This is a genomic window from Nocardia carnea, from assembly GCF_029869215.1.
Taxonomy (GTDB): domain Bacteria; phylum Actinomycetota; class Actinomycetes; order Mycobacteriales; family Mycobacteriaceae; genus Nocardia; species Nocardia carnea_B.
Window position 1 is genome coordinate 33,044 of record NZ_JARWPM010000366.1, and the last position, 17,513, is coordinate 50,556.

General features: G+C 68.2%; 15 protein-coding genes and 1 pseudogene. 7 read left to right on the forward strand and 9 right to left on the reverse strand.

Annotated features, from left to right (window positions below; all coding sequences use genetic code 11):
- The first annotated feature begins 85 nt into the window (after positions 1-85).
- Positions 86-1,060 (forward strand): alpha/beta hydrolase, encoded by a 975-nt coding sequence (locus QH276_RS25745; RefSeq protein WP_280397119.1) that lies wholly within the window; start codon positions 86-88, stop codon positions 1,058-1,060.
- Between the two features lie 192 nt (positions 1,061-1,252).
- Here the strand turns inward: QH276_RS25745 and QH276_RS25750 are convergent, their stop codons facing one another.
- Together QH276_RS25750 and QH276_RS25755 are read right to left on the reverse strand one after the other, a co-directional pair.
- Positions 1,253-2,125: an LLM class F420-dependent oxidoreductase gene (locus tag QH276_RS25750; RefSeq protein ID WP_280397135.1), complete on the reverse strand. Its 873-nt coding sequence runs from the start codon at positions 2,123-2,125 to the stop codon at positions 1,253-1,255.
- 5 nt (positions 2,126-2,130) lie between these two features.
- A complete protein-coding gene (locus QH276_RS25755) occupies positions 2,131-2,646 on the reverse strand; it encodes a nuclear transport factor 2 family protein (RefSeq protein ID WP_280397118.1) in 516 nt (171 codons plus the stop codon).
- Positions 2,647-2,916: 270 nt separating this feature from the next.
- On the opposite strand from QH276_RS25755, the gene QH276_RS25760 reads away from it, so the two are divergent.
- A complete protein-coding gene (locus tag QH276_RS25760) occupies positions 2,917-3,537 on the forward strand; it encodes a TetR/AcrR family transcriptional regulator (protein WP_280397117.1) in 621 nt (206 codons plus the stop codon).
- A gap of 120 nt (positions 3,538-3,657) precedes the next feature.
- The gene (locus tag QH276_RS25765) at positions 3,658-4,179 is read left to right on the forward strand and encodes a nuclear transport factor 2 family protein (protein ID WP_280397116.1); all 522 of its coding nucleotides are present in this window, start codon (positions 3,658-3,660) and stop codon (positions 4,177-4,179) included.
- Positions 4,180-4,249: 70 nt separating this feature from the next.
- Here the strand turns inward: QH276_RS25765 and QH276_RS25770 are convergent, their stop codons facing one another.
- The 4 genes from QH276_RS25770 to QH276_RS25785 form a co-directional block, all read right to left on the reverse strand.
- Positions 4,250-4,975, reverse strand: coding sequence for an ABC transporter ATP-binding protein (locus QH276_RS25770; RefSeq protein WP_280397115.1), 726 nt, complete (start codon positions 4,973-4,975; stop codon positions 4,250-4,252).
- On the reverse strand, positions 4,972-7,749 hold the full coding sequence (locus QH276_RS25775; protein ID WP_280397114.1) for a branched-chain amino acid ABC transporter permease/ATP-binding protein: 2,778 nt from the start codon (positions 7,747-7,749) through the stop codon (positions 4,972-4,974). Before QH276_RS25775 ends, QH276_RS25770 begins: the two co-directional genes overlap by 4 nt.
- 35 nt (positions 7,750-7,784) lie before the next feature.
- Entirely contained in the window at positions 7,785-9,029 is a 1,245-nt protein-coding gene (locus tag QH276_RS25780) for an ABC transporter substrate-binding protein (RefSeq protein ID WP_280397113.1), read from the reverse strand.
- A gap of 188 nt (positions 9,030-9,217) precedes the next feature.
- Positions 9,218-10,069 (reverse strand): SDR family oxidoreductase, encoded by an 852-nt coding sequence (locus QH276_RS25785; protein ID WP_280397134.1) that lies wholly within the window; start codon positions 10,067-10,069, stop codon positions 9,218-9,220.
- A gap of 86 nt (positions 10,070-10,155) precedes the next feature.
- On the opposite strand from QH276_RS25785, the gene QH276_RS25790 reads away from it, so the two are divergent.
- From QH276_RS25790 to QH276_RS35605, 3 genes and pseudogenes are all read left to right on the forward strand, one after another.
- The gene (locus tag QH276_RS25790) at positions 10,156-10,797 is read left to right on the forward strand and encodes a TetR/AcrR family transcriptional regulator (RefSeq protein ID WP_280397112.1); all 642 of its coding nucleotides are present in this window, start codon (positions 10,156-10,158) and stop codon (positions 10,795-10,797) included.
- Between the two features lie 14 nt (positions 10,798-10,811).
- Positions 10,812-12,038 carry an NADH:flavin oxidoreductase gene (locus QH276_RS25795; protein ID WP_280397111.1) on the forward strand — a complete coding sequence of 409 codons (1,227 nt, stop codon included), beginning with the start codon at positions 10,812-10,814 and terminating at the stop codon, positions 12,036-12,038.
- A 468-nt stretch (positions 12,039-12,506) separates the two neighbouring features.
- A pseudogene (locus QH276_RS35605) lies at positions 12,507-12,614 on the forward strand (SUMF1/EgtB/PvdO family nonheme iron enzyme); the annotation flags it as partial.
- A gap of 190 nt (positions 12,615-12,804) precedes the next feature.
- On the opposite strand, the gene QH276_RS25800 reads toward QH276_RS35605, so the two are convergent.
- From QH276_RS25800 to QH276_RS25810, 3 genes are all read right to left on the reverse strand, one after another.
- Positions 12,805-13,599, reverse strand: coding sequence for an SDR family NAD(P)-dependent oxidoreductase (locus tag QH276_RS25800; protein ID WP_280397110.1), 795 nt, complete (start codon positions 13,597-13,599; stop codon positions 12,805-12,807).
- Positions 13,600-14,350: 751 nt separating this feature from the next.
- On the reverse strand, positions 14,351-14,881 hold the full coding sequence (locus QH276_RS25805) for a VOC family protein (RefSeq protein WP_280397109.1): 531 nt from the start codon (positions 14,879-14,881) through the stop codon (positions 14,351-14,353).
- A gap of 150 nt (positions 14,882-15,031) precedes the next feature.
- A complete protein-coding gene (locus QH276_RS25810) occupies positions 15,032-16,252 on the reverse strand; it encodes an acetyl-CoA C-acetyltransferase (protein WP_280397108.1) in 1,221 nt (406 codons plus the stop codon).
- A gap of 327 nt (positions 16,253-16,579) precedes the next feature.
- On the opposite strand from QH276_RS25810, the gene QH276_RS25815 reads away from it, so the two are divergent.
- Positions 16,580-17,107 (forward strand): thioesterase family protein, encoded by a 528-nt coding sequence (locus QH276_RS25815; protein ID WP_280397107.1) that lies wholly within the window; start codon positions 16,580-16,582, stop codon positions 17,105-17,107.
- Positions 17,108-17,513 lie beyond the last annotated feature (406 nt).

Sequence of the window (17,513 nt, forward strand, 5' to 3'; positions counted from 1 at the left end):
CGACGGCATCGACCGGTTCGAGTGGCGGCGCGATTGCCGGCGATCACCGCCGGCACCCCGTATCCCGTTCGTGTACTCCGAGGAGATGACCGTGCCCGTTCCCCCGCTCGATCCCGATGTCCAGGCGCGCATCGACGCCCTCGGGCCGATGCCGTCGATGCGTTCCCGGGGTATCGAACAGGTTCGCGCCGGGGTCGAGGCGATGAGCCCCCCGGCCGAGCCCCTTCCGATGGCCGAAGTCGAGGACCTCACCGTGCCCGGGCCGTACGGGCCCATTCCCCTTCGCGTGTACCGGCCCACCACCGAAACCGCGGCCCCGGCCGTCGTCCACCTGCACGGTGGTGGTCTGGCGATGGGCTCCAACGCGTCCTTCGAACCGCTCGCCCGGCAGATCGCGACCGCCGCCGGTGCGACGGTGATCGGCGTCGACTACCGGCTGGCGCCGGAATGGGGAGCGCCGGTGCAGATCGAGGAGTCGTACGCGGCCACCGCCTGGGTCGCGGCGAACGCGAGCCGTCTGCGTATCGATTCCGGCCGCCTGGTGGTGCTCGGCGACAGCGCGGGCGGCGGTCTCGCGGCCGGCGTCGCGCTGCTGGCCCGGGACCGCGGCGGGCCCGCGCTCTTCTGTCAGGTGCTGATGTATCCAGGGCTGGACCGCGATATGGGCGCGCCGTCGATCGTCTCCATGCCCGACGCTCCCATGTTGCTCCGCGACGACATCATCTATCTGCACGAACTCGCGGACACCGGTGCGGACGGGCCCCACGACTGCTATCGGATCGCGGCCTATGCCGAAGACCTGTCCGGCCTCCCCCAAGCGATCGTGGTGACCGCCGAAGCCGATCCGATCCGGGACTGGGGCGAGCGGTACGCCGCCCGATTGCGGGATGCGCGGGTGCAGACCACTGTCACGCGGTACCCCGGCGTGCTGCACGGCTTTCTCATGCGGCCGGAGAATTCGGCACGCGCGACACTCGCGATCGCCGAAATCGGCGGCCTGCTGCGCGCCAAGTTCGCCAATCCCCTGCCCTTCGGCCGATTCGCGGCGAGCCCCGGCTGAACCGTCTCACCCGATCGAACCGCCGGATCGGTGGGCAGTGAGATCAGTCGATGATCGAGGCATAGCATTTCGACCGATCATGCCCACCGGCCTTACCGGTTCTCCGCTCACCGGAACAGAGTCCGCGCTATCAACCGGCGGTGCGGCGCGAATGGGGACCACCGCACCCCTGCCGACAGAATCGTTTCGCAATCAGTCCTGCCCGGCCTCCGCGAATTCACGAGTGCGGATTTCGGCCAGTGCGCCGAGCTGCTCACAGTAGTGATCGGCCGAAGTCGCCTCCATACCGGCGCCGATGATCGTCGCACCGGCTCGCACGAGCCGCTCGAGTGTCCTTCGCGTCCCGTCGGCGTCCCCGAGTGGATCCACGTTTCCCACGGACAGCACGACGTCGAAACCCTCCGGCAGCGGACGCCGGTTCAGCATCGCGCCCAGCTCGCCGAGGCTCAGCCCGAACGGAACCCAGCCGTCCGCCAGATCACAGGCCCGGCGCAGCGACCGCGGGGTACGGCCACCGACCCAGAGTGGCACCCGCGGCTGTACCGCATGCGGTTCGACGATCATGTCCGAGAACTCGTAGTACGCACCGTGATACCGCGGTTGCCGATCGGACAGCGCGGCCCGCAACGCCCGCAGCGCATCATCGGCCCGGGCACCGCGATCGTCGAACGGAACGTCCAGCAGTTCGAATTCCTCGCGCAGCGAGCCGACTCCCGTGCCCAGGATCAACCGGCCACCGCTGACGGCGTCGAGCGTGCCGTACCGTTTCGCGATCTCCAGCGGGTGGTGGTAGCCGAGAACCAGGACCTGCGTCGCGAGCCGGATCCGCTCGGTACGCGCCGCCAGGAAACCCAATGTCGCCAACGGATCCCAGTAGGTCCCGCCACGGACCTCGGCCACCGGCGCCGGGACGGCCACATGCTCACTGCAGGTGAGATGGTGAAAACCCGCGCGGTCCGCGGCCACCGCGATCCGGGCGAGTTCGTCGATACCCGCCGTGCTCTCCCACGGCTGGTACGCACTGGGGAACCGGGTCACCACAGGGGTGTTGAGGCCTATCCGCAACCCCGTCACCGCCCCGGCTGTTCCGTTCCCGTACCGGCGGTCGCGGCCGGCATCCCGGTCAAGAGCCGGCGCCCTTCGACGCTGCCGTTCAACGGCCGGGTGACCCGCCGGGATACGCACCAGCCCTGGTCGGTCCGGCGCAACTCGATCCGATGGGCCCCCGCGCGCCAGATGTAGAACCGGCCGTCCTCGTTGCGGACCAGGATCGATTCGCAGACCGCCGTGGCCTCGTCGCCGTCGATACGCTCTATATGCGCGGGGCCGAAGAAATGGGCGCTGCCGCCGGTGATGATGTCCTGATGCGCTGCGGACCGCACCATGTCCCGCAGGTCGGCGCGCCCGATCATCCGCCAGCCCTCGACGTCGTATTCACCGTCTTCGGTCCACAGCGCCGCCACCGCGTCGGCCTCCCCCGCGTCGACGAGCGGGCCGTAGGCGGTCAGCTTCCGGATGATGGCCAGTTCGTCTTCCAGGCGCTGAACCCGCTCCGCCAGTCCGGCGAGTGACTCTTCATGGTTCATCTGTCGACCTCTCGTTCGTGGGATCGCATTCCGGCCCGGGTAGCCTCGCACCGGCATTTCGTATAGATCGGACACCAGCGGTACGTTGGCATGAAATCAGCAGACGGACCGGCCGACGGCGCTACGTTCCGTTGACCGGGAGCTCCGACTTCCCGCTCACCTTTGGCAGGTTCTGCCGTAATGTCATATCCTGACGATATTGATCGTGAGGCGGTGCCCTCGAACAGCACCGCCGCGGAACCCGCACGAGAGCAGGAAAAGGGAGGTCCGGTGGCCAAGTCGGCTCGCCCCACCCTCACCGAGCGCCGGGCGGAGGAACTGCGGCGGGCCATCGCCCTCACGGCACGGGACCTGTTCATCGCCGACGGCAACACCTCGGCCACGGTCGAGCAGATCTGCGAGATCGTGGGCATCTCGCCACGCACCTTCCACCGTCATTTCCCGGTGAAGGAGGACGTCCTCTCCCCACTGTTCCGGCAGAGCGAAGAACTGATCGTCGAGATACTGCGGACGGCGTCCGCCGAGGCCGATCCGGTCGAAGTCCTCGCGCACGCGTTCACCACCGAGGTTCATCGGCGCCAGGTACCCGAGTTCGACCGGAAATTCATGGAGCTGATGATCAATACGCCGCCGTACCGGTTGCGGTGGCTGGAGTGGGGTGAGGGGCTGTACGGAGAGATCACCCGCTTCCTGGACCGGCATTTCGAACTCGGTCAGGACCCATTCCTCCGTGAGCTGCCCGCGCAACTGGCGATGCAGACCATGCGCCAGGCCTACATCCACTGGGTCCACGCCGGACACTCCGGCGATTTCGCGGAGGTCGAGCGCCTCCTGCTACGCGGTATGCGAATGCTGTTCGACGGTATCGATGCCGCCACACCCCGGCGGTGAGCCGACCTTCCCCACGATCCGCCGGGCGGCGGCGGTACCATTTCGGCCCCAGCGGCCGGGAATTCCGCTGAGTGGACATCTCCGGCGCTTCCCGGACGGTCACCTCGCTAGCGTCCGCGTATGAATAATCCCTGGCCCAGAGAAGAACTCGAAACGGCGTTCCGGACGTGGCAGACAACGGTCGCGCGAGCCGCCGCCGGCGAAGGTAGCTGGCGTGAATTCGTCGATCTGTTCACACCCGACGCCGAGTACCACGAGCAGATGGTCGGCGTATTGAAAGGTCACGACGCCATCTGGGCGTGGGTGGAACCGACTCTCGCCCAGTTCCCCGGATCCGCGATGACCTCGTTCCCCGTCCATTGGCACCTGATCGACGATGTCAACGGTGTGATCGTGGTGAAGCTGAACAACCTGATGCGTGATCCCGGGGACGGCGCCCGGATGGGGGCGGACAACATCAGCATCCTCACCTACGCCGGAAACGGGAAGTTCTCCAAAGAGGAGGACATCTACGATCCCGCCGAATTCAACGAACTCGTACCCGCCTGGATCGGACGGGCGATGGAGTTGGGCACACTCAGCGCGGCCGAACTCGAATGGTGCGCGCGGGCCCAGCAGCAGCAAGGATCGGCGCCGAGCTGATCTCGCTCCGAACACGTAAGGCGAGTCGCGGCAACCCGACGACTCGTCCTACGTTCTCTCCACCCGAGACTCAGCGCGTGACCGCCTCCGCGCCCAGGTACGCCCGCTCCACCCGTTCCGGATCGTCCCGTAGCTCCGCGGCATCGGCCCGGTCGGCGATCCGTCCGTGGACCAGGACCGCGGCCCGGTCGGCGACCCGCAGAGCCAGATGGACATGCTGTTCCACCAGCAGCACGCTGGTGCCCTGCGCGGCCGCCAGCTTCTTCAGCACCTCCAGGATCTCGGTCACGATCACGGGAGCCAATCCCATACTCAGCTCGTCGATCACCAGCACCGCGGGCCGCTGCAGGATCGCCCGCCCGATGGCGAGCATCTGCTGCTCGCCGCCGGACAGCCGGCCGGCGGCAACCGGCAACCGCTTCTCCAACGCCGGGAAATATTCGAGTACCTCGCGTAGACCGGCTTTTCGCCGCGCACGTTCCCCGACGGCGAGCAGAAGATTCTGCTTCGTACTCAGCTGCCGGAACAGGGCCCGGTCGTCGGGCACCAGCACCAGCCCGGAACGAACCGCGTCCCGGGGACGCCCGCCGCGCACCGCGCGACCGGCGACGACGACCTCGCCCTCGATACGCGGAAGCAACCCGGCCAGCGTCATCAGCAGTGTCGTCTTGCCCGCGCCGTTCGGCCCGAGCAGACAGGTGATCTCGCCGGACCGCAACGTCAGGTCGACGTCGCGTACGCACGGGAGTTCTTTCCGGTAGCCGGCGGTCAGGCCCCGGCATTCCAGCGCTTTCATCGCGATACCTCCGGGGAAGTCAGCGGCCGGGCATGCAGTTCCGGGGCGGCCTCCGGGTCGGGATTGCCCGCGCCGGCCGGTACGCCGAGATAGGCGCGAAGTACCTCCGGGTTCGCGCGGATCTCCGCGGGTGTACCGGTGGCGATCACCGTTCCGAGATCGAGCACGATGACCCGATCGCAGACTGTCAGCACCAGTTCCATATCGTGGTCGACCAGCAACACGCCGGTGCCGTCGGCGGCAACTGCGCGCAGTTTCTCGCCCAGCCAACGGCTTTCGGCGCTGTCCAAACCCGCGGCCGGTTCGTCGAGCAGAGCGACCGCGGGGTCGGCGGCGAGAGCCCGTGCCATCGAGACCAGCTGCCGCTGTCCCTGGGACAGCAGACCCGCCTCCCGGTCCGCCAGTTCGCTCAGGCCGAGGACGGCCAGCGTCCTGCTCACCCGCCGCGTGACGGGCAACTCCGAGCCGGACCGGGCCGCGCCCACCCCGACGTTCTCGGCGACGGTGAGATCGTCGTAGAGCTCGACGTCCTGGAAGCTGCGCCCCAGTCCGGCCCGGCTGCGGGCGTGCGGAGGCTGCCCGGTGAGCGACCGGCCCGACAGCGTCACCGACCCGGTGGCCGGGGCGAATCCGGTGATCGCGTCGATAACGGTCGTCTTCCCGGCGCCGTTGGGTCCGATCAGGCCGACGATCTCGCCGGGCCGCACCTCGAACGCGACATCGGTGGCGGCCTTCACCACACCGTAGGTGACACTCACACCCGCGACCGAGAGGATCGGATCCGAACGGCCGGCCACTGTCCGGGCGGCCACCGGCTCCGGCGTCTCGCCGCCCGCCGCCCCGCGACGCGGAAGAGCCGGCCACGGGATCCGCGGCAGTTTGCTCGCGATCCCGTCGGGGTTGGCCAGCACGGTGACCACCAGCAGAATGCCGCTCAGCACCGCGTAGTAATCACCCACGTGCAGGAACCGGTCGACCAGGAGGTACAGAATCCCACCGGGCGCCATCACACCGGCGAGAATGCCCCCGGTGATGGAGGTGATGCCCGCGACATAGACGACGGCGAACAGCGAGATCCCGAGGAACACCGCGTATGGTTCCGGCGTGGCGAGCATCTGCTGATATCCGAGCAGGGCACCACCGAGGCCGGCGACGAACGCGCCGAGGGCGAAAGTGATCAGTTTGGTGCGGGACACATCGATACCCGCGGCCGCCGCCGAACGCTCGTTGGCCCGCACCGCGAGCATGGCGGTGCCGAGGCTGCTGCGCCGCAGCCACGCCACACCGAGCCCGACGGCGGTGAGGACAACAAGGCACAGCAGGCCGAACGCGATGCGCGGGTATGCCTCGCCCGCCCCGATGCCCAGGTCTATCCCGAACAATCGGGGTGTATCGATCGGAGCGCCCTGCACACCACCGTTGAGCTCGGGGTTGCGGAACCAGAACGCCTCCACGAACACCGCGAGGGCGAGCGTCACCACGGTCAGTGGGAGCCCGCGTACCCGCAGCGCGGGCAGTCCCACGACGACCCCTACCACGGTCGCGAACAGTGCCGCGATGATCGGCGCGAACGGGAACGGTATGCCGAGGTGCTGGTTCAGCACGCTCAACGCGTAGGCCGAAACCCCCGCCAGCGTCAGCTGTGCCAGCGATACCTGGCCCGCGTAGCCGGTGACGATGACCTGCGAGAGACCGAGGATCCCGAACACGATGCTGCTGACGAGCGCGGCCCGAAAGCTGCCGGTGGTGGCCAGCAGAGCGACCACGGCCACCGCAACCGAGAGCAGTGCCGGGAGGAGAATACGGTCGGGACGTGGCGCCCGCCCGAGCGTCCGGTGGATCACCGAGCCCCGATCGGGTAGCGGACGTCCCTTGACCACCAGGAAGATCAGGATCAACAGCAGCGAGATCGCCTCCGCCGTACCGGATCTCGGCCACCAATCATAGAGGCCCTGCAGATTGGTGGCTTCCGCTTGCAGGGCACCGATAACGATGCCCGCGGCCACCGTCAGCCAGATCGACGCGAAATTGCCCACCAGCGTGGCCGCCAGCGCCGGCACGACGAACAGGGAGTACGCCACGGGATTGAGCGCCACCAGCGGCGCGATGAGAATCCCGCCGAGCCCCGCGACCACCGACGACAACGCCCAGTTGGCGAAGGCGATCCGGTCCGGCGACAAGCCGGTGAGGTAGGCGCCCTTCTCGGATTCCGCCGCCGCCTCGGTGGCCGTACCGAACCGGGTGTAGCGGAAGACGAGGGTGGCCACGATCGCGAGACCGATGATGGAAACCGCCAGGAGTACTCGATCGGTGGGCACCAGGCGGTCACCCAGCGAGAAGGTGTCGAGCGCGAAAATCGGTTTGACCGAGACCAGGCCCGTTCCCACCCGTTGGGCGATCACGGCCTGGATCACGATCATCAACCCGATGGAGGCGACGGCCTTGGCCACCACCGGGGCAGTGCGCAGGGGCCGGAAGACCAGGGCGTAACACAGCACGCCGAGGACGCCGGCGGCAGCCAGGGAGATCGCCATGGCAGGTGCCACACCGAGCGGCCCACCGAGGTCGATCGTCGGGGGCAATCCCGGTATCGGCACCAGCAACTCACCGGTCCGCAGCAGGGCGTAGGTGTAGGCGGCGTAGAGCGCCACCGTGCCGGTCGCGAAGTTCACGACCCCCGAACTCTTGAAGGTCATCACGAGCGCGAGCCCGAGCGCGGCGTACACCGCCCCGTTGCCGAGGCCGAGCACGAGATACGAAAGGTGGTCTGTCATGGCTGATCTCCCTGGCCGGATACCGCCGGGGCGGGTTATCCGGTCACTTTCAGATTCACCGGCACGCCCTGGTCGTTGATTTCACCGATCAGCATCTGGCGCGAGCAGATCGACGGCATCTGCGGTACAGCGGTGCCGTCGCAGGTGAAGGTGATACCGCCGCCCGCGGGCATCTCCACGGCCTTCGCGGTGCGCAGCGCCTCCTTGATGCTCGCTGGCGTGACGTCTCCCTGAAGGTTGCCGGTGGCCGCGGCCAGCGCCATGACGACCTGGTAGCCGGAAGAGGCGGCACCCGCCACCGCCGCCTCGGGGGCGTAGGTCTGCAGAACCGAGCGGTAGAGCACCGAATCAGCACGATCCGACAGATAGTCGGTGGCGGTGATACCGATACTGCCCTCGATGGAGTCCACACCCACGATGTCGATGACATCGGGGGCCAGGCAGGTCGGGATGTAGACGCGCTGGACCGCCGGATCGGTGGTCTGGATCGCCTTGTAGACCGAGGCGCAGGTGGCCGCGTCGGCGATCACGCTCACGCCCTGCGGCTTATCGGAGAGCCCCGAAGTCACCAGCGGGGTGGGGTCCGGCACGCCCAGCGGGATCGGCACCACGTTCAGTTTCACCCCCGCGGCCTGGAACACCGGCGCACCCATCGCGTTGGCCAGGGCGCCGAGGCCGCCGCCGTCACTCGCGAAGAGCGTGAAGGTGGCCATACCCTTGTCCTTCGCCGCCGCCGCCATCGCGCCGATGGTGCCGGGCAGGCCCGCCGAGAGCGCCGCGGAATCGGGCGAGGTCAGTTCCTGCTGCGAGACGCCGTTGAGGGTGATGTAGGGGATACCGGCGCCGGCGACGATCGGGAGGATGGTGCCGCCCTGCGAGGTGCCCGGGGACAGCACAGCTGTCACCTTCTGCTCGACGAATTCGTTGGCGCACTTGGTGGCCGAGGTCGGCTCCTCCTGCTGTTTGCACACCACGAGTTCGACCGGATGGCCCGCGATCCCACCCGCGTTCTTGTTCACGTACTCGACGGCGGCCTCCGCGCCCTCACGCATCTCCGGGAGCGACACCACCGCACCACCCTCGGTGGATACGAAGCCGATCCGCACCGGCGTCCCCGTGGCCGGTTCATCGGGTAGCGCGGTGGTCGAGGCTCCGGCCACCGCGCTGTTGTTCGTTTCGTCGCCGCCGGCACACCCCGACGCGGCGAGCGCGATCGCCAGCACCGCGACGCCCATCCCGGTGACGGCTCGCCGGCGACGGCTCAGATCATCGAGTCCCATGATCTGGTTCTCCTCTCCGAAGGCGAGGCCGCACCGGGTGGTTCCCGATACACACAACGTCCTCGCATGGTCCACATCACTTCTCGATGCGGCGGAGAATTATGGACTCATGTCCGACCCGGCTCAGACGGTCGCTTCCCATTCACCGGGATAATCGTGGCCCGGCTTCACCGGGTTCGCTACACGCATCACGCGGCGCCCGAGCTGCGGAAACGCCGCAGGTAGGCAGGTAGCCGCCGCAGCGGGACCGCGCGCGGCCAGTCGTCGGCGCGGAAATAGGCGTCGCTGCCGCCGTCGACGAACACGACACTGCCGCAGAGGAAACGCGCGGCATCGGACAGCATGAAAACCACCCATTCCGCCAGATCGCCGGCGTCCCCGAAACCGCCGATCGGTACCGGGAACCGGCGAATTGCGGCCGCTTCGGCGGGTGTGGCGAGTTGCCGCTCCAGCAGCGGCGTCAGGACGGCGCCGGGGGCGAGCAGATTGAGCCGGATTCCCGCGCCCGCCCAGTCCGCGGTCACCGCGTGGCGCCGGACCCAGCGGCTCACCGCGATCTTCGATGCACCGTAGGCGATCGAGGGTGCGGTGCGGCCGAAGATCCGGACCGTTTTCAACGCCTTGTCGATATCCCCGGCCAGCAGGGCGCGGATCGCCCGGCCGGGCACCGCCGGTGTGGTGGTCGTGGCGTTACTACCGAAGACGACCACTTTCGGCTCGGTGGCCGTCGCCAGTGCGGGCCGCCAGCCCTCGAGCAAGTCCACCACGCCGCGATAGTTCACCTCGAAGATCAGGCGCGGGCGTTCCGCGCCGGGGGCAGGTCCCACGCCGGCCGCGAGAACCGCGCCGTCGAGCTGCCCGTCCACCGCGGCGAGCACCCCGTCGATTGCCGCACGCCGCCCCTGCGGGGTGGACAGATCGGCGACGATTTCCGCATCCCGCTGGTCGACTCCGACCACGGTGTGACCGTCCTGTCGCAGCTTGCCGACCACAGCGCGGCCCATTCCCGAGGCCGATCCGGTCACCACATAGACACCCATCGTTCGCCTACTTTCCGCTGTCACCAGCCGAGTTTCTGCACTGCCACAATATTGACACACTTCGCCAAAAATGATGGGCTGGGCCCGTGCCCTCGAACGACACAGCCCCACGCAGACGCGGCCGGCCCTCAGTTCTCGACGCCCCGGCGGTCGCCGCGGGCGCGCTGCAGTTGTGGTCCGAACGGGGCTACACCACGACGAGCTGGAGCGATCTGGCAGATGCGACCGGGGTCAGTACCAGGACGCTGCTACGACACTTCTCATCACGGGCGGATATCGCCTATCTCGGCGTCGAGCCCGCCACGACCAGGCTCCGCGAAGCTCTGGCCGCCGCTCCCCGCGAAGGTGACCTGTCGGCAGTCATCCGCTCGGCCGTCGTCGACTCGGTCTCCCACGACCCTCGAATCAATCGGGTGGCACCCGACTGGCTACGCCTGATCTCCGCCGAGCCGGAACTCGCCGCCACCGCGCCGCTGGCCTATCGCCCCTGGATCGATACTCTCGCGGGCTTCATCTCCCGTCGTCTTCCCGACGCACCCACGGCAATCTGCCGCGCACTGGCCACCGCTTACCAGGCGGCGGCCTTCGCCGCCCTCGTCGAATGGGCCGAGGCGGGCGCGCACGGCGACTGCGCCGACATGGTCGACGAGATGTTGCGCTGGATGGATATCCACGCCCCCGTCGCCGACCGGCGCGACCCCACCGTTCGCCCCATTCGTCAGCCCTGACAAGGAGTTCCACCATGACCGCCTCCCCCGTTTCCCCGGCCACCCGGCCGGACCCGCTGGCGTCGGCCGACCTCGGCCCGGTCCGGTTGCGCAACCGCGTGATCAAATCCGCGACCTTCGAAGGGGTCACCACCGGCGCGCTGGTCACCGACGCACTGATCGACTTCCACGTCGCGGTCGGCGCCGGCGGCGCCGGTATGACGACCGTCGCTTATCTGGCGGTGTCGCCGGAGGGCCGCACCGAACGCGACCAGGTCTACTGGCGGCCCGAGGCGCTCCCGGGACTGCGCCGGCTCACCGAAGCGGTGCACGCCACCGGGGCCGCTGTCTCGGCGCAGATCGGACATGCCGGCCCGGTGGCCAACTCGCGTTCGAACGGCCTGCCGTCGTTGTCCCCGTCGACCAGGCCCAATCCGCTGTCGATGAGCTTGGATCGTGCGGCCTCCGAGGCCGATATCCGGCGGATCATCGACGACCACGCCCGGGCCACGCGGTACGCGATCGAGGTGGGTTTCGACGCGGTCGAAGTACATCTGGGGCACAACTATCTGGCCAGCTCGTTCTTGAGCCCGAAGATCAACCGCCGCAAGGATTCCTGGGGTGGCCCGCTGGAACGCCGCGCGGAGTTCGCCCGGCGCATTCTGCAGGCCGTGGGCGAGGCCGCCGACGGGCGGATCGCGGTGCTGGCGAAGATGAACATGGCCGACGGTGTGCCCGGCGGATTGTGGCTCGACGAATCGCTGCGCTTCGCGCAGATGCTCGAACGCGACGGCCACGTCGACGCGCTGGAGCTGACCGGCGGCTCCTCACTGCTCAACCCGATGTACCTGTTCCGCGGCGACGTCCCGATTCGCGAAATGGCCGAAACACAAAGCGGTATCGTCAAATTGGGCATGAAGCTGTTCGGCCGCCTGGTGTTCTCGCACTACCCCTACGAACCGCTCTACTTCCGCGAGTACGCGCGCCAGTTCCGTGACGCGGTGAACCTCCCGCTGGTGCTGCTCGGCGGAATCACCGACCTCGCCGGCATGAATGCCGCGATGGACGACGGGTTCGAGTTCGTGGCGATCGCGCGCGCACTGCTGAGGGAACCCGACTTGATCAACCGCATCCAGGCGGAGTCGTCGACGCAATCGCTGTGCATCCACTGCAACCTCTGCGCAGCGAGCATCTTCACCGGCACCCGTTGCCCATTGGCGAACACCGCCGAGCCGGCAAAGCCGGCCGGCCTGCTTGCGTGACGGCTTCCAAGCATTCCCGACGAGGAGCAGGGCCCGTCGGCCGACTTCGGTGACGCCATACATCGGACCTACCGCGGCCGAGCACTGGCGGTTTGCGCCGCACCGGAGCTGCGGGGCCACTGCGCATCACCGCCGATACAGGGGAGTTCGCGTCCGCTACCGCCTTGATCGGTTCGGCTCCGGTATACACCAGTGGGCCCTTCCTCGTATCCACCGGTACTAGCACGTGGTATTTGTCGGGGCCAGGCGCGCAGTCCGGCCGAGAGGAGAGGTGATGACCGGAGGAGCGAAACCGCAACCGTGCTGTATGCCCGCGGCACCGGGCGGACAGCGCAGCGTAGTTCCACTCCTCCGGCCAGGGCCGGCGACCCGGCCCGTGCACGGCGAGATGGTGGCGCTACCGGGCGGCGAGTTCCTGATGGGCAGCGATGCCGCCGAGGGTTTCCCCGGTGACGGCAAGGCCCCGCCCGCCGGGTGCGGATCGCGCCGTTCCGCATCGACGCTCACGCCGTCAGCAACGCGAAGTTCGCCACGTTCGCCGCGGAAACCGGTTACCGCACCGAAGCCGAAGCACTCGGCTGGAGCTATGTGTTCTCCGGCTTCCTCCCGGCGGCCCTGAAATTGCGCCGATCGACGAAAGGACCGCGGCTCCCTCATCGGTGGAAGTCCGAGCGATTCCCCGGCACCGCCGGTAACGATCGCGACTTGCCGTCGAATTTCACTGTGGCCCTCTTCGTCCGGGTCGTGGGCGGGTCCGTCCGCATTACTATTCGGTCGGCGGCGGGAGAAGCTTCCGTGCCGACGCACGCGCCGCCAGCAGCAGCTCTGCCCTATTGTGCCCGCTGTTCTTCTCGGCGGCCGCCTCGAACTGTTTCACTACGACAACGGGCCCGTTGGCGAGATTCGCCAGACCCTGTGCCGCGACATCGCGCGGTTCGGAGATCTGCAGGCCGGGTGTATCCATCTTCAGGCCCGCGCGGTCCATGGCAGGCGTGCGGGTCAGTCCCAGCACCAGCTCCAGGACATCGACATTGTGGTCCTGCATCTCGAGCCACAGGCCTTCGGCGAAGATACGGCAGAACGCCTTGACCGCCGAATAGACACTGATCTGAGCCGATCCCAGGAAACCACTGAGCGAGCCGGCGAGCAGAATTCCGCCGCGCCGCCGCTCCCGCATGAGGGCGCCGAAATGCTGTACCAGTTTCAGCTGAGCGGTGATGTTGAGATCGATGACCGCCTGGAAGCGGTCGAGGTCGCCGGTGACGAATTCATGACCGTAGGTGTTGGCACCGGCGTTGTAGATGAACAGCCCGACAACGAGATCGTCGGTGAGCTCCCGGATACGGTCGAAGGCATCTTCGGCGAGCAGATCCACCGACAGCGTGCGCACCTCGACACCGTGGGCACGACAGGTCTCGGCGGTCGCCTGCAGCGGTTCTGGCTTGCGCGCCAGCAAGACCAGGTTCATGCCCTGCTGGGCGAGCTGCACCGCGAACTCGGCCCCGACCCCTTCGGATCCTCCCGCGATGACGGTCCAGGGCCCGTACTTCTGCAAATCCACGTATATCTCCTCGTCCAAGCCGATCCGGCCGGTACTCCGACCACCGGTACGTGCGCACTGTTGCCTGCAGATCCGCTGTCGAGGTTAGGAGCGATAACCGGTTTCGCGGCGCGAGCTCCCGCTGAATGGGCTTGCTCGCCACTCGAGGGGGAGTACACGGTTTCTCCCACGGGCATCACCACCGCCTCGACACCAGAGAGCCGAGGCGCCGGTTATTCGTGAAGCCACCCTTACCAGGCTGGACGCCTGCCCGCCGAATGGTCGCGTCGAGACCGTGGTTACCCGAACCGGCGAGACACCCGCCGGTCCTTACTGCACCCGTTCTCGGTCCAACGCGGCACCGACCTCGGCCACGAGTTCGGGGGCCCGCTCGAGGCCGACGTGATCGCGGTCGGGAAACAGGTGGCGGGAATGGACGGGGTCAGGCCGAGATGGTCGTTGGCCGGTCCCTGTACCCGCAGGCCGTGCGGCCCCCCGGCCATCCGTACCGAACGGATACCGAGCCGCGGGGAGTCGCGGGTCTGCCAGAAGTTCTTGCTGGAGAGCAGCCGGAAGCGGTCCGCACCGACCGGTCGTGGGGCTCGGGACGTCGGCCGAGCTCGGAAAGACCTCCGGCTCATCGATCTCCCCTCAGTCCAACTATCACGTGCAAGTAGCTGCCGGCGGCTCGCGGGTGAACCACGCTGCGGTGCGCCCGGCTCAACCCGGTAAGGCCCGGTACCGACGGCCGGATCTCACCGGCACACCCGGCTCAGCGCCGAGCGGAATGCGCGGCCGCGACCCTGGTCCATACCGCCGGATCCGTCCGCGGTCCGCCCGGAGTATCCGCACCGTATCGCTCGATCTCGGCCTCGAGGTCCAGCGGCGCTGTCATCGCGGCGCCCCGCAGCGCCTCCTCGACATGTTCGTCGGGTACGAGCCAGCACACCTCGAACTCGATACCGTCGGGGTCGCTCCCGTACAGCGCCTTGGTGGATCCGTGGTCTCCCGCGCCCGTCAGCGCCCCGGCATCGGACAGGCTCCGGCGCGCCGCCGCGAGCTCGGCCAGGGTGTCCACTTCCCAGGCCACGTGGTACAGCCCGACCGACCCGGGTGCCGGCACCACCGGACGCCGGGACTGGAACAACCCCAGGTCGTGGTCGTTGGCCGAACCGGCGTGCCGGAGGAACGCGCCCCCGGGAAACCCACCCGGTAGCCGCTGGAACCCGAGCACCTGCTCGTAGAAGCCGATGCTGCGTTCGAGATCCGAGACATACAGGACGACATGGTTGATTCCGCGCATACCGGAGGGCCTCCTGGGTGACGACATCCACCCGCCGCGCCTCGAGGCGTAGCGAGCTTTCACCCCATCATGCTCCGCCGCGGTGGCGGTCGCCCGGCGCTTCCCGGCAACCGGAACACGATGCACCGGCCACGAGTCCGGCGGCCCGGATCAGCTGAGGCGTTCGAGGATCATCGCCATACCCTGACCGCCACCGACGCACATGGTTTCCAGACCGAACTGCTTGTCGTGGGTCTGCAGGTTGTTGATGAGGGTGGCGGCGATGCGGGCACCGGTCATCCCGAAGGGGTGGCCCAGCGCGATAGCTCCACCCGAGACGTTCAGCTTGTCCTCGTCGATTTTCAGTTCCCGTGCCGACCCGAGCACCTGAACCGCGAAGGCCTCGTTGATCTCGACCAAATCGATATCCTCGATCGTTTTGCCCGCCAGCGCGAGCGCGCGGCGACAGGCTTCGACCGGCCCGAGCCCCATGATCTCCGGCGACAGACCCGATACACCGGTGGACACGATCCGCGCCAGTGGAGTCAGACCGAGTTCGCGGGCCTTGGTATCGCTCATGACGACCAGGGCGGCGGCGCCGTCGTTGAGCGGGCAGCAGTTGGCGGCAGTGACGGTGCCGTCCGGGCGGAACACCGGCTTCAGCTGGGAGACTGCTTCATAGGTGACACCGACGCGCGGTCCGTCGTCGGCGGAGACGACGGTGCCGTCGGGCAGGGTGACCGGGGTGATCTCCCGCTCGAAGAAGCCGTCGGCGATGGCCTGCTCGGCGCGGTTCTGCGAGCGCACACCCCAGCGGTCCTGTTCTTCGCGGGTGATGCCGGTGAGAGTGGCCACGTTCTCCGCGGTCTGCCCCATCGCGATGTAGACATCGGGGAGCAACCCGTCCTCGCGCGGATCGTGCCACACGTCCGCCCCGCCCTCCGCCGCGGCCGCGGTACGGGCCTGCGCCGGCGCGAACAGCGGGCTCTGCGTATCGGGCCAGCGGTCGGCGGAGCCGTTGACATACCGCGACACCGTCTCCACACCGGCCGAGACGAATACCTCACCCTCCCCCGCTTTGATCGCGTGGAACGCCATCCGAGTCGACTGCAGCGAGGAGGCGCAGTATCGGTGCACGGTGGTCCCCGGTACCGGATCGTGCCCCAGCATGACCGCGACGTTGCGGGCGATGTTGAACCCCTGTTCCCCGGCCGGGGAACCACAGCCCAAAATCAGGTCGTCGATGGCGGCGGGATCGAGCGCCGGCACCTTGTCCAAGGCGGCACGCACGATCTGAACGGCCAGATCGTCGGGCCGCATCCCGGCGAGCGAACCCTTGCGGGCCCGGCCGATCGGGGAACGCGCGGCAGAGACGATGACGGCCTCGGGCATGAGGACTCCTTACCGGGATTCGGGCAAACACCTGATCGCGAGCCGACCCGGCGCCCACACCACGGTAGTTTCGCGAACCATCGGCCACGGCATGGCTTCCCGCCAGGCGGGAGACCCGCCGCCCCCGGCATATCGCCGGTCGCCGCCCGGAGTGCGGGCATCCAGCCGTTGGGTGCGGTTCCGGCCGAGGCGGGTCGGTCGCCCACCCGGGTCCCGGCCTGTTCCACTCATCGAACGTCCGGGAACGCCCAGCATGTTCGAGCCGATACCGTCCGGACGGTACCGCAGCACCCCGGCCGGTGCCCGGACCGCTTTCCGAGGAGTCGTATGATTTCGTCCACCGTGATGCCGTTGTCCCAAGTACCGCGGGGGCCGGTTCCGTCCTTCCGATGCCGGGTGGAGGACTCGTGGATCGACTTCAACGACCATATGAACGCCATGTACTACGGCATCATCGTCTACCGCGGGCAGGCGGAGTTCAGCGCGATCATCGGGATGGGCGGTGACTACGTCGACCGGACCGGGCTGGGAAAGGTCGTGGTGCAGGCGTCGCTCGGTTACGAGCGTGAGGTACGCCGGGGCGACGAACTCGAAATCCGGTCCTGGCTGCTGGGCAGCGACAGCAAGCGAATCCACGTGCTGCACGAGGTGTTCAGTCTGGGCACGCGACGCCGGGTCGCGGTGAGTGAGCAACTGGACCTGCATTTCGACCTGGCCACACGGCGCCCCTGCCCCATGACACCCGAGCAGCGGCATTACCTGGCCGAGTTCAGCCGGATACAGACCGCGGCCGGACTTCCCGACGGGATCGGCCGCACCGTACGCGGACCACGCGCCCACTCCTCGCACACCTGAATTTCCTGGGCGTCCGCATCAGCAGTCGGTGTGCGAAATCGTGGCTCGTGGCGCCACGGGACAAATACCGAACACTCTCCCGCTCATCGAAATTTCGCGGTCACGAAATCTGCGAACCGCGAAACCATAGAACTCATGGACAACTGCCTCGACCCGGAACGATCCGGACCACGGGCCGTACCGGCCGCGGGGGGGGGCCGCCCCCCCCCCCCCCCCCCCTCCGCCCCGCCCCCCGCCCCCCGCGGCCCCCGGGGGGCGGGGACGCCATTGGGAGCGGGCCCGCGCCTCCTCGCCGTACACGGCGGTGGCCTCGTAGCCACCGAAACAGACCAAGCAGAACACCAGCGTCAGAGAGGCGGCGCCCGAGAAGGGATCGGCCGGGAGCAGCCCAACGGGCGACCACGCG